This window comes from Flavobacterium sp. (assembly GCF_031381455.1).
Lineage (GTDB): Bacteria > Bacteroidota > Bacteroidia > Flavobacteriales > Flavobacteriaceae > Flavobacterium.
Genome location: NZ_JANMXZ010000021.1, coordinates 54,724 through 67,874, shown reverse-complemented (window position 1 = coordinate 67,874; position 13,151 = coordinate 54,724). Strand labels below are relative to the sequence as shown.

The window sequence follows — 13,151 nt, the reverse complement described above, 5'->3', positions numbered from 1 at the left end:
TTTTAACAGCTCATCATGGCTCAAAGTTTCTATTTAATCCAGTATCATAATATCATCCCCCTTTTTCTTTCCAGCAAACTTCTCTAGTTTATACGTTAAAGAAAACATCACATAACGTCTTAGAACTGTGTTTTCAGAGTCTACAATTGCAGTAGGCGTAATAGTTCGAGTATTGTTTAAATTTTGGTCTAACAAATCATAAACTTTGACTTTAGCTAACAACTGATCTTTGAAAAAGTTGTATCCTAAACTTACGTTCCACAAATAGAAATCTTTCTTAAAACCTGCTGCGATGTTAGAATTATAAGTATAATTAAAATCACTTCCAATTACAAAATGTTTTGGTACATATGATGTGATTTCTAACTTGGCCTTATGTAAAAAGTTATTGGCTTGATCAATTATATAATTTTTATAATCGGTTTTGAAATAAGTGTAACGATAGGAAGGTGCAATAGTAATTAATTCATCTATACTCCATGACATATTTACTCTTGGGTTAATCTGAAGTCCTTTTGATTGAAATAAAACGGCATTTGTTAATCCTTCACTATAGTTATAGTTTAAACTTAAATCTGCACCAAAACGAAGTGTTCGTTTTTCTTTTTTAAACGATTTGTCCCAATTAAAACCCAGATAAGAGCTATAGTTTAAATCTACATTTTCATAGGTAGTGATTGCTTTAAAATTAGAATCAAAAACGGTTGATGCTACTACGGCATTTTTTTTCAAATTTAATCCTGTATATATAAAATATCCTGATCGAGACTGATAATCATAATTATTAAAATTAAAGTACAGATTGTGTTTTTGCGTTGGTCGTAAATTATCATTCCCTATAGTTGTACTTAATGGATTGGATAAATTTTCAACAGGAAGAACTTGACTGGCTTGAGGTACTTCAACATCATAATCATAGAAAGAATAAATCGATTTTGATTTTCCTATATTATGACTTATGTAGCCTTTAATTCTAGGAAAAACATAATTTTTGTTTCGATTAGTTACTACACCTAAATAATTCGATTTTGTATCAAAAGTTATAAACTCTGGACCAAAGTTAATTCTACCGTTGGTTTTATTTTTATTAATAAGTAAACCAGTTGAGGGGAAAAAAGTGGTTGTTTTTGACGACGTCTCGTTTGATTGAATGCCATTAAAACTATCAAAGTTATTTGAGCCAGTATCAAAGTCAAAAGTATTTAATGAATTATCAATTTTTCTAAAAGTAACTTCAGAGGTTATGCTTAATCGAAGTGAATCTGTAATTGGTTCACCAAATCGCACTTCTAATTTTCCAAATTTAGTATTTACTTTTTCAAATTGATTTTGGTTCCTTATATCGTCTGGTGTAGCATCAGCAAATAGCGTTTCAGAATTTGTGTTAAGGAAATTGTCGGTTTTTTGAATTTCTGTTTCAAAATTTATAACCAATCCTCTTCTCTTTTTATTAAACTGTTTGCTATAACTTCCGTTTGTTGTGAATGTATTATTGTCATTCTCATTGTAATCATCGTTTACACTACTGTTCAATTCATCAAAAGCTTCGTTGGTTGTAATTTGATTACGGGATGATTTATTTTGTGTTTTAGTCTTGCTAAATGTAGGGTTAATATAAATTGTTGATGTTGAGTCAATTTTTACTTCAAAATCAAGATTTAAATTATGACCGTTATTGGTGTTAAAAGTTGAAGCTAAAGAATTAGTAAATGTTTTTCCTAGCGGTAAAAGATTGATTCTTTCCGTTCTGTTTATGTTTTCAGTTTCAGTATTGGTAAAATAGTAACTTCCGCTTTGATCAATCTTTTTAAAATATTTATCTTGGTAATTGACTCCTATCATGTTTGATTTTGTAATTCCATTATTTCCTCCTCCAAAAGACATATTGTTTATCCCAAATGAGCCAGTATCATCATCTACGTATATCGAATTATTTCTTCCTCCACCCATACTATCAAAAATTTCATTCATCGAAAATCCAATGGAATTGATATTGTTTGTAGATGCCAGGACACTTATTTTTCGTTCTCCCTTGAAATAATTAAGTAGTAAACTAGATTCATAGCGTTCTTGAGACCCATAACCTCCAATAATTTTTCCGAAAAAACCTTTATTCTTATCCTCCTGTATGGTCAGATTTATTGTTTTTTCTTTTGAACCAGCGCTTTCTCCTGATATTTCTTCGGACTTCGTTTTTGTGTCTACAACTTGAACCTTATCAATGATTTCGGCAGGAAGATTTTGTGTGGCAATTTTTCCGTCTTTACCAAAAAAGGGTTTGCCGTTTACCAAAATATTATTGACTTCTTTTCCGTTGACGGTAATCTTGCCTTCGGGCGAAATTTCAACACCAGGCAATTGCTTCAAGAGTGCTTCCACATTAGCATCTGCTCCAACTTTAAAAGAGGAAGCATTGAATTCTAATGTATCTTTTTTAATTCGAATAGGTGGAATTTCTGACTTGATAACAACCTCATCAAGTGCATTTACGGTTTCTTTTAACTCTATTGTCCCAAAATCTAAATCGGCATTCAAACTAGAAATAGTTTTTACATAATCATTATAACTAATATAAGATACTTTGAGATAAAGCGGTTTATCTATCTTTTTGATTGTAAATTTAAAACCCCCTAATTTGTTAGTAATAGTATAATCAACTATAGACGAATCCTTGACTGAAGTTAGGTAAACTGTAGCCGATTCAATGGGTAATTTTGTTGTTTCATCGTTTACTTTCCCTTTTAAGGAAACCGTTTTTTGGGCAAAAGTAAAAGTACTTATAAAAATAAGACCAATTAGAGTGAGAGATTTTGGCATAAAAAAATAGCGGTTAGTATTACAAAAAATAATAACGGCTAATTTCTTATTTTATTGTTTAAAGTAAAAATTCTTACGGAACTTTAACAGTTGTATTACTTCTCTCTAATATAAATATCAATCGGCACACCTGCGAAATCCCAGTTTTCACGGATTTTATTTTCTAAGAAACGCTTGTATGCTTCCTGAACATATTGCGGTAAGTTGGCAAAAAACACAAACTGAGGCGTTGGTGTTGGCAATTGCATGCAATATTTAATCTTTACATATTTTCCTTTCAAAGCTGGTGGCGGATGGCTTTCAATCAACTTCAACATAAAGTCGTTGAATTTTGAAGTTTGAATACGTTGTTTTCTGTTTTCAAAAACTTGCACTGTAGTTTCCAATGCTTTTAGTAAACGTTGTTTAGTCAGCGCTGATACAAACAAAATAGGCACATCGGTAAATGGTTTTAATTCTTCGCGTATTTTGGCTTCATAGTCACGGGTCGACATGGTATCTTTTTCGACCAAATCCCATTTGTTTACCAAAATCACTACGCCTTTTCTATTTTTTTCGGCCAGCCAAAAAATACTTTGATCTTGTCCTTCAAAACCTCGGGTAGCATCAATCAATAATATTATTACATCCGAATGTTCGATGGCACGAACGGAGCGCATTACCGAGTAAAATTCTAAATCTTCTTTTACTTTGGCTTTTCTACGAATTCCGGCCGTATCAACCAAGTTGAATTCAAATCCGAAACGGTTGTATTTGGTATCAATAGCATCTCGAGTTGTTCCGGCTATATCTGTTACCACAAATCTGTCTTCCCCAATTAACGCATTGATGAATGATGATTTTCCAGCATTAGGTCTTCCTACTACACAAAATCTTGGTAAAGCAGCTTCTTCTTCAGTTACTTCAGGCAATTCAGGTAACACTTTTACTAATTCATCTAAAAGCTCTCCAGTTCCGCTTCCGCTGATGCTGGCGATCGTAAAATATTCTCCTAAACCTAAATTATAAAACTCAATCGCGTCTTTTTCACGCATTGCGTTGTCCACTTTGTTTACGGCTAATAAAATTGGTTTGGTCACTTTTCGAAGTAATTTGGCAACTTCAGCATCCATTGGTGTGATACCTTCTTCAACATCTACCACAAAAATAATGGCATCCGCTTCATCTATAGCCAATTCAACCTGACGACGGATGTCACTTTCAAAAATATCATCCGAACCTTTGATATAACCACCAGTGTCAATTACAGAAAACTCTTTTCCATTCCACTCACTTTTTCCGTAATTTCTGTCACGAGTAACACCACTAACCGAGTCAACAATAGCCTCTCTTCTTTTGATTAATCGATTAAAAAAAGTAGATTTCCCTACGTTTGGTCTTCCTACTATGGCTACTATATTGTTCATGCGGTTTTTAAATTTGGTGCAAAGATAGTTTAAAAAGAGTTACTGAGTGGCTGAGGTGCTAAGTTACTATGCAGTAAAAAAGTTGCAATCACTCAGTTACTTAGCACCTCAGTAACTCAGCGACTTATTATTGATTATAGCCGAAACGTCTCAACTGAAAAGCATTACTTCGCCAGTCTTTGTTAACTTTTACATACAATTCAATGTGAATTTGTTTTCCGAAGAATTTCTCTAAATCAGCTCTTGATTGCATGCCGACATTTTTTAGAGCGCCACCTTTGTGACCGATGATGATTCCTTTTTGGGTATCTCGTTCCACCATAATTACGGAACGAATTCGAATAATTTTTTCATCTTCCAGGAACTCTTCCGTTTCAATTTCAACTGCGTATGGAATTTCTTTGTCGTAATTCAATAAGATTTTTTCACGAATGGTTTCATTCACAAAGAAACGTTCCGGTTTATCGGTTAAAGCATCTTTTGGATAATAGGCTGGTGAAACTGGAAGCAATTCTAATATTCGTGCAAAAACTTCTTTCACATTAAAATTTTCCAAAGCCGAAATTGGATAAATTTCTGCGTTTGGAACTTTCTCCTTCCATAAGGCAATTTGCTCTTCTAACTGTTGTTGATTTGATTTATCAATTTTATTCAACAGCAACAAAACCGGAATCTTAGCGTGAATGATTTTATTGAAAAAATCTTCATCTTTTAATTCTTTTTCTCCAATTTCTACCATATAAAGCAACACATCCGCATCTTCGAAAGCCGATTTTACGAAATCCATCATTGATTTCTGCATTTCGTAAGCTGGTTTGATAATTCCCGGTGTATCGGATAAAATGACTTGAAAGTCTTCACCGTTTACAATTCCGAGAATTCTATGACGAGTCGTTTGTGCTTTGGAAGTGATTATGGATAACCTTTCGCCAACAAAAGCATTCATCAAAGTTGATTTCCCTACGTTTGGGTTACCTATTATATTTACAAAACCTGCTTTGTGTTCCATTTTAATGAGAATAAAAAAACCGAAAACTCAATAGTGTTTTCGGTTTTTAGTTTATTTAGTAGCGGGAACAGGACTCGAACCTGTGACCTTCGGGTTATGAGCCCGACGAGCTGCCTACTGCTCTATCCCGCGCTGTTCGAGTGCAAATATACAACGATTATTGACACACACAAGATATTTAAAGTAAAAAATAAGTTAATTTTCAAATGACTGCTTATTTATCTAAAGTAAAGAACTACTTTTGCACGAAATTTAAAAAACCCTAATCGGTTATATTCCAGCAAAATGAATACAAAAAAAATTATTGAATACAGAGCGTTACTTGGCGTAACTAAAACAGCTACTTTGAAAGAGCTAAAAACCATTTACAGAAACTCTATGAAGGATAGTCATCCGGATACTATTCAGGATGATGCGGAACGTTTGGCAGCAGAAGAGAAAAGTACGGAGATTATTGCGGCGTATCATTTTTTAGTAAGTATTGCGCCGGAAACTTTGGAAAAAGACAAAGCTGAATATACAAGAATCACTGCAACTACAAACCTTGCTGATTTTTATTATGAAAAAGGAGTGCTATATGTTACCTTTTTAGATGGAAGTTCGTTTGAGTATTTTGGTGTGTTAAGACCAATGTATATCAAAATGGTGAATGCAGAATCTCCGAGTCGTTTCGCCAGAAGACATATATACAATGATTATATTTATAGAAGCGCTTCAAAATTGGTGGCTGCTGAATAAGCGTTTTACTTTATATATAAATAAAAAAAGGTCTTGAGAAATCAAGACCTTTTTTAACCTAACAAAATTTTATTTATAAACACAAAACATTTTACACGAGCGAAGCGAACTGACGAAGTAAATTAAAAGGAGGACTGCCAGTGGCGGTCAGGTATTTTTTTTATTTTTATTTTCTATTCATCAGCAGCAAACGCTGAGTTCTTATCGATATTCACTTTTAAAGTTGTAGCAACACCTTGCTCATTTACCATTGTCATATTTAAGGTATCCAATTTGGATAAGTTTTTAGAAACTAATCCATTGAACATATTATATGAAATATTCATTTCTTTTAGGTTTCCTAATTTCTCTAAATCAAAAGGAACCTGACCATCCATTTTATTTTCAAATAAACTTAACGTTTCCAATGAAGTTAGACTCGAAACTTCTTTATCTAATTTACCGGTAAGCTTATTACTGTTTAACAATAATACTTTTAACGATTTCAATTGATAATAAGAAGTCGGAATTTGACCTTCAATTTCGTTGTTGAATAAAGAAAGTGTTTCCAAATTTGTTAAATTTCCAACAGCTACAGGCAATTGACCTGTTAATCTGTTCATGTGCATTTCAATTGATTTCAATTGTGTAGCATTTCCTAAAGATTCAGGTAAAGCACCTGATATTTGGTTGAATGCAATATTAAGTTTGGTTAAATTTTTCAAGTTACCAATAGATGCAGGTAATACACCTGTAATATTGTTTCTGAAAAGATTCAAAACTTGTAGTGACGTTAAATCACCAATTTCATTTGGAAGTTCTCCGTTTAGGTTATTGTTAACCAATTTAATTGAGACTACTTTATCATTTTGAATTTCTACACCATACCAAGTTGATACCGGTGATTTTAAATCCCATTTGTTAATCCATTGAGATCCTTTAGTAGCTTTGTTAAATTTGACTAAAGCATTTTTTTCTGTTGAAGATATCTCTGCAAAGGCTGATACAGAAACAAACAGTAACGTGACATAGGTAAAAATAGTTTTCATACATTTATGATTTGAGGTTAAGACGAAGTAAAACTAAAAGTATAATCGTTTAAAAACAAATAAAATCGACGAAATGCATTATCGCCTTGTTTTTTTATTAATTTATCTTACAAAAAATTAAAAAATTCCTATTAAATTGGATTAAAATGTCAAAAAAAATGATTTAAAAAATATTTTTTACATTTGGGACACTAACCAATTAAACTTAAAATTATGAACATCAATTTTTTAGCATTATTACTTGCTGCTTTGTCAACACTCGTTGTTGGATTTATTTGGTATAATCCAAAAGTATTTGGAAACATTTGGATGAAAGAAGCCGGATTAACGGAAGAAGACATGAAAGGTACTAACATAATTAAAATGTTAGGAGGTTCATTTATTTATGCTTTTTTGATGGCATTTATTTTACAAATGTTAACCATACATCAATTTGGTGCTCTAGGAATGGTTGGTGGTGATCCAACAAAAGCTTTACCTTCTTATAATGCATTTATGGCAGATTATGGAACAGCTTTCCGAACCTTCAAACACGGAGCATTACATGGTTTTATTACAGGCTTGTTTTTAGCTTTACCTTTAATTGGAACCAATGCACTGTATGAAAGAAGAAGCTTCAAATATGTATTAGTAACAGGAGGTTTCTGGATAGTTTGTTTCATGATTATGGGAGGTATTATCTGTATGATGCAATAATTTAACATTTAATTATAGACCAATCGCTCTACATTTGTAGGGCGATTTTTTTTAGCTTATTGGAAACAACTACCTATAAAATATATTCCACTATCTCACAACTTCCCAATTATTGGGACGAAGTTTCCCTTGAAAATGCTTTTTTACAAACTTCTTATTTGAAGGTTTTAGAACAATCGGCTCCAAGCAATATGCAGTGTTTTTATATTGGAGTTTTTGAAAATTTTGAATTAATTGGAGTGGCACTCGCCCAATATCTTAATTTGAACAAATTAGAATCGTTTGGAGAAAGAGATAAATGTCTTAAAACCTATGTTAGGAATTTTGTGTTCCGAAATTTTGGTTCGCATGCTTTGTTTCTTGGCAACAATATGATAACAGGACAAAACGGCTATATTTTCAATAAAGAAATTGATTTGAAAACCATTGGGGAAATACTGAGTAAATGTGCTGATGAAATTACACTTTACTTCAAAAAACAAAATATAAAAATTCACATTGTTTCCTTTAAAGACTTTTATCAAGATTGCGCGGTTGAACTTAAAAAGTCCTCTTTTGCTAAAATGTATGAGTTCAATACGCAACCCAATATGATTTTTGAACTGCAACCACAATGGAAATTAAATGAAGATTATGTTGCTTCATTTTCTAAAAAATACCGTGACCAATACAAACGTGCCCACAAAAAATTTGAAGGTATTGAAACCCGAGAGTTGTCTTTAGATGATATCGTTTTGCATGAGAACCGGATTTATGAATTGTATCATCATGTGGCTAAAAATGCGCCTTTCAATACTTTCTTTTTGGCTAAAAATCATTTCGCCTCATTTAAAAAACAATGTGGTAACGGATTTATTTTGGTTGGTTATTTTTTAAATCATGAATTGGTTGGTTTTCATACGCTATTGCTCAACGGAACTACTTTGGAAACGTACTTTTTGGGTTATGACGAACAGGTGCAAAAGGAAAAAATGCTCTATCTGAATATGCTTTACAACATGACAAAATTTGGGATAGAAAATCAGTTCAAGAAAATCATATTCGGAAGAACCGCATTAGAAATCAAAAGTTCTATTGGTGCAGCTCCTATTCTGATGACTGGATTTATATACCACACTAATAAATGGGTAGATAAATTAATGCCGAAAATATTCCCGAGATTAGAACCAACATTCGTTTGGCAACAACGGCATCCTTTTAAAGAAAGCTAAACTTTTATATCTTTAACCAAATTTGAGATATGCTTTTTAATTTTGGCTTTTATAGTTCGTTACTCCTCATCACCTTTTCACAAGGGATTATTTATAGTTTTCTACTTTTAATAAAGGGATTTAGAACGGAAACAAATTCTAATTATTGGCTGAGTTTATTTATTTTTTTATGCAGCTTGTTTGTTGCGCCTTGGATGTTAGGTTTTGCAGGTTGGTATGACAATCAGCCCTATCGGGATTTTTTGTTTTACATGCCCTTTCAACACTTACTTTTTATTGGCCCTGTAATTTATTTCTACACACAAAGTCTGTTAAATCCAGCTTTTCATTTAACTAAAAGAAACTTTTTACATTTTCTTCCAGGAATTCTATATTTGATATATTCCTTATTTATTTGGATTTATGACAAATATATTTTTAAGGATTATTATTTCTACAAAGATGGAATGGACAAAGATTTTGACAATTGGTATCACAATACCGGTTTAATTTCGATGGCTATATATTTTACAGCCTCAATCCGATACTATAATTTATACCGAAAATTGATGTTTCAAGTAGTTAGTTATGCCAATAGTATTTTGTTTAAATGGATTAAAACCTATTTATATAGTTTTTTAGTAATGCTCGTCCTCCCGATTGTATTTGATATAATTTCTATCTTTTATCCTGAATTAAATTCTTACACAGGAAGCTGGTGGTTTTTCCTGTTCTTTTCAATCATTATGTATTATGTTGCAATAACAGGTTATGCTAATCCAATTGTAACCAAAATTCCGTTTGAAATTTCGATGTTCGATAAAAAACCAGCGTTACTTTTATCAAGTAATTATAGTACGGAAAATATAATAATAGATATTGAACACGAAACATTTAAAGAAAATCATTCTCCCGAAATTGAAAATTGGAAAGCTAAAATTGAAACCTTAATTCAAGCGCAAAAACTCTATCAAAATCCGGAATTAACCTTAACAGATTTAGCAAAAAAATTAGAAACGAATGCTGCCGTTGTTTCTAAAACAATCAATCAAGGTTTTGGTTTAAACTTTAACGACTTCATTAACAACTACCGAATTGAAGCCGTAAAAACCAGCTTCGAAATAGGCGAGCATAAAAAATCCACCTTACTCGGAATAGCTTTTGATTGCGGATTTAACTCGAAGGCCACATTCAATCGTGCCTTCAAAAAAAATACTGGGCTTTCTCCAAAAGATTTTCTAAATAAAAGATAGAAATCAAGACGTCTCAAATCATAACTTCTTCTTTTACAGTAAGTATCAAATAATTTATTTTACCATAAAAAGGTTTCAAATTATAATTTGAAGCGTTTGACGTATTGTGTTGCTCCATCTTTGCCTCATCAAATAACCAGAAACCTAACATACGGTTTCATAAAAAAAATAAAAATGAGAACAATAATCGCAACACTATTCCTAGCACTTAGTATTTCATCATGCAGTGTATTTAGCTCTTTAAATTCCAATACTTCGATTAAACCTAAAGAAAGTTTTGTTTTAGGCAACAACAAACACGGTTCTTTTAAAACCCATTTAAAAAACGAAGGTGTAACGACACTAAAAATATACCAAGCACCAATTGATGGTGGAACACATTCTCCTGTTTTAGTTAAACCACAAGAAACAGCATTTGTAAAAACTGAAAAGAACACCGCTTTGATTATAGAAAACACTGGCGATGAATACGCTTCTGTAACATTAAAAGTAAAAGGCGATTTAAATTTAGGCATGAATTATAAATAATTAAGAGTTTCAATCATCAAAATAAAATCATTAAACATTAACATTATGAAAACAATTTTAATCACAATCGCTATGGCACTAGCAAGCTTTTTTTCATCAGCACAATTAAAAGGTTCAGGGAAAACGATAAATAAAACATATGATTATCAAAGTTTTGACAAAGTTTTTTTTGATGACTTGGATGGAAAACTCGAAATAGAAGTAGGAAAACCATTTAGTGTTTCCATCACAATTGATGATAATCTGCTTCCACTGTTATCAGTAGTTGAAAACGAATTCAAAAAAGGATTAACGATTTCTTTAAAAGGAAACAGAAACAATAAAATGTATATTGAAGACACAAAAATTAAAGTTATTATTACATTGCCTTATCTTACTGAAGTGAGTAATAATGGAAACTCTGGACTAATAGTAACGAATATCAATAGTGAAAATTTCAAATCAGAAAATCCTGTAAACGGAAGTACTACATTATCTGGAATTGTAGATCATCTTGACGTTTTGTGTAAAGGAAATGGCAATTTATTAGCTACTCAATTGCAAGCCAAAAAAGCAACTGTGGTTTGCAGAGGAAATGGAAATGCCAAAGTAAATGTATCTAATGAAATTGAAATGACTAAATCTGGCAACGGTAATATAATCAACATCGGCAAAGCGAAAGTTATTCAATAAAAATATTTAAATCCTAAAATTATATCCTAATGAAACTCCTAAAAAGAATTACGAAACCTATTCTGTTGCCGCATTGTTCACAAGATTTACTACTAGCCATACCAAGAATTGTCTGCGGTTTTCTATTAACTTCTAGCTTTGGTGCTGATAAATTTGGTTTGCCTTGGTCGCCTGCAGATAACAACTTAGGCTTCTTTGAAGTGGCTTTTTGGTTTCCAAATGATGTAGCCGCTTATGGTGGTATATTCGCCATCGCCCCTGCGTTCTTTGCCTGGATGGGTGCCTTTAGTGAAGCCGTTGGCGGTATCTTTTTATTGCTTGGTTATCAAACCCGAATCGCTTCCTTTTTGATAATGAGTACAATGCTAGTGGCAATTTTTGCCCAACAAATTAATAACGGCATGTGGAATTGCCTTCCAGCCATGGGATTTCTGTGGGTAGGATTATTTTATATGATATTGGGCTCCGGCCGATATGGTATTGATTATTTAGTAACCCGTAAAAAAACTTCACTATGAAAACTATTATAAAAACAGCAATGCTTGTTATTCTGATGACCGGATGTGTTCAAAAATCATACAAGCGCCTGGTTGTAGTCACTCTGGATGTTTCAAAAGTCAACAACATACAATCAGTTGGTATTCGCGGTGAAGGAAAACCATTGAGTTGGGAAAGCGATTATCCTATGCAGGAAGTGGTGAAAGACAGTTTGTATAAAGCGGTAATCACTACAACCACTGGTTATCTTTTTGCCGAAGGAAAATGTACCGTAAACGGTGATTTTGAGTTAAAAGACAAACCCAACAGACGTATCTATTTTGATGTTAAAAAAGACACCACTTATGTTAATTTGGTTTTTGACAAAGAATAACAAAGAGTTACATTTAAGAACTCTTTGTTAGTTTGTTACTTTAAATTAAGTTTCTGGAATCGCAACTTTCATCTGTGCTGGTAAAATAACAATATCCAATTGGGTTTCGGTGCCAATATACTCCCCATCCATCTGAAAGCTAATCGGCGAAGTTGTTGTAATTTTAGCTTTATCAGTAGAAATGATTTCAACATCTACTGAATTTACAGGCATATTTCCTGTAATAATCTTTCCAAAAACGAGCAAATCCAAGTTTTTTAAGATGATAACCTCAAACTTCCCATCGTCCATTTTACCATCAGGGTTTATCGTTACGCCTGTGCCATATTTTTGGGAATTGGCTATTACAATCATTCGGGCAGTGCATTCAACCGTTTGATCATTAGCTTCTATTTTGGCCGAGAAAGGTTCTTCTAATTCACTAAGTGTAGTGACTATCTGCAATGCATAGCCAACTTTACCGCGTACTGAACTGTCTTCATAGTTTTTAACCAATTCAGCATTAAGTCCTAAATCACTTAAATGAATGCTTTTCTTTCCGTTGATACTGATCATGTCCATTTCCATAAAGTGGTTATGGAAAGCGACCGATAGATTTTCTTCAATAGTTATGGGCAGATTTAAGTCTACCGACAAACCGTTTGCTGAACCCGCAGGAAGTATTCCGAAAATAACATCTTGCTTTTCTAATGCTTCGCCTACCATTTTAATAGTTCCGTCGCCACCGGCAATTAATATCCGTTCCGGTTTATGTAAATTGTATAGGTTTTTTATAGCCTGGTCGTCGTTCTTTCCGGAAGTTTCATAAACTATTATTTCTATAGCATATTCTTCCGCAAAGGCTAATGTCTTTAACAGAATCTCGGATTTATCTATGTCTCCTGAAATTGGATTCAGTACTAAAATGTATTTCTTATCCTTCGCCATAAATAGTATTCATCAA

13 protein-coding genes and 1 tRNA gene are annotated in these 13,151 nt (G+C 32.7%); 8 read left to right on the top strand and 6 right to left on the bottom strand.

Annotated features, from left to right (window positions below):
* Nucleotides 1-33: 33 nt before the first annotated feature.
* The 4 genes from RMN97_RS05980 to RMN97_RS05965 form a co-directional block, all read right to left on the bottom strand.
* The gene (locus tag RMN97_RS05980; RefSeq protein ID WP_309613613.1) at nt 34-2,817 is read right to left on the bottom strand and encodes an outer membrane beta-barrel protein; all 2,784 of its coding nucleotides are present in this window, start codon (nt 2,815-2,817) and stop codon (nt 34-36) included.
* Nucleotides 2,818-2,912: 95 nt separating this feature from the next.
* Entirely contained in the window at nt 2,913-4,223 is a 1,311-nt protein-coding gene (gene der / locus RMN97_RS05975) for a ribosome biogenesis GTPase Der (protein ID WP_309613612.1), read from the bottom strand.
* A 127-nt stretch (nt 4,224-4,350) separates the two neighbouring features.
* Nucleotides 4,351-5,232 carry a GTPase Era gene (era, locus tag RMN97_RS05970; RefSeq protein WP_309613611.1) on the bottom strand — a complete coding sequence of 294 codons (882 nt, stop codon included), beginning with the start codon at nt 5,230-5,232 and terminating at the stop codon, nt 4,351-4,353.
* Nucleotides 5,233-5,291: 59 nt separating this feature from the next.
* Nucleotides 5,292-5,364: transfer RNA gene (locus RMN97_RS05965), tRNA-Met, on the bottom strand.
* A 153-nt stretch (nt 5,365-5,517) separates the two neighbouring features.
* On the opposite strand from RMN97_RS05965, the gene RMN97_RS05960 reads away from it, so the two are divergent.
* Nucleotides 5,518-5,970 (top strand): KTSC domain-containing protein, encoded by a 453-nt coding sequence (locus RMN97_RS05960; protein WP_309613610.1) that lies wholly within the window; start codon nt 5,518-5,520, stop codon nt 5,968-5,970.
* 173 nt (nt 5,971-6,143) lie between these two features.
* Here the strand turns inward: RMN97_RS05960 and RMN97_RS05955 are convergent, their stop codons facing one another.
* Nucleotides 6,144-6,998: a leucine-rich repeat domain-containing protein gene (locus RMN97_RS05955; RefSeq protein WP_309613609.1), complete on the bottom strand. Its 855-nt coding sequence runs from the start codon at nt 6,996-6,998 to the stop codon at nt 6,144-6,146.
* A gap of 213 nt (nt 6,999-7,211) precedes the next feature.
* Between RMN97_RS05955 and RMN97_RS05950 the strand changes: the two genes are divergently transcribed.
* The 7 genes from RMN97_RS05950 to RMN97_RS05920 all read left to right on the top strand — a co-directional run bounded on the left by RMN97_RS05950 (nt 7,212) and on the right by RMN97_RS05920 (nt 12,208).
* The gene (locus tag RMN97_RS05950) at nt 7,212-7,694 is read left to right on the top strand and encodes a DUF1761 domain-containing protein (protein ID WP_309613608.1); all 483 of its coding nucleotides are present in this window, start codon (nt 7,212-7,214) and stop codon (nt 7,692-7,694) included.
* Nucleotides 7,695-7,753: 59 nt separating this feature from the next.
* A complete protein-coding gene (locus RMN97_RS05945) occupies nt 7,754-8,905 on the top strand; it encodes an 8-amino-7-oxononanoate synthase (RefSeq protein ID WP_309613607.1) in 1,152 nt (383 codons plus the stop codon).
* Nucleotides 8,906-9,351: 446 nt separating this feature from the next.
* Entirely contained in the window at nt 9,352-10,137 is a 786-nt protein-coding gene (locus tag RMN97_RS05940) for a helix-turn-helix domain-containing protein (protein WP_309613606.1), read from the top strand.
* Between the two features lie 174 nt (nt 10,138-10,311).
* Nucleotides 10,312-10,665 (top strand): hypothetical protein, encoded by a 354-nt coding sequence (locus tag RMN97_RS05935; protein WP_309613605.1) that lies wholly within the window; start codon nt 10,312-10,314, stop codon nt 10,663-10,665.
* A gap of 45 nt (nt 10,666-10,710) precedes the next feature.
* Nucleotides 10,711-11,337 (top strand): GIN domain-containing protein, encoded by a 627-nt coding sequence (locus RMN97_RS05930; RefSeq protein ID WP_309613604.1) that lies wholly within the window; start codon nt 10,711-10,713, stop codon nt 11,335-11,337.
* A 29-nt stretch (nt 11,338-11,366) separates the two neighbouring features.
* Nucleotides 11,367-11,855, top strand: coding sequence for a DoxX family protein (locus RMN97_RS05925; RefSeq protein ID WP_309613603.1), 489 nt, complete (start codon nt 11,367-11,369; stop codon nt 11,853-11,855).
* The gene (locus RMN97_RS05920; RefSeq protein WP_309613602.1) at nt 11,852-12,208 is read left to right on the top strand and encodes a hypothetical protein; all 357 of its coding nucleotides are present in this window, start codon (nt 11,852-11,854) and stop codon (nt 12,206-12,208) included. The genes RMN97_RS05925 and RMN97_RS05920 overlap by 4 nt, the downstream gene beginning before the upstream one ends.
* A gap of 45 nt (nt 12,209-12,253) precedes the next feature.
* On the opposite strand, the gene RMN97_RS05915 is transcribed toward RMN97_RS05920, so the two are convergent.
* Complete coding sequence (locus tag RMN97_RS05915; protein ID WP_309613601.1) at nt 12,254-13,135, bottom strand: diacylglycerol kinase family protein; 882 nt, start codon at nt 13,133-13,135, stop codon at nt 12,254-12,256.
* Nucleotides 13,136-13,151 lie beyond the last annotated feature (16 nt).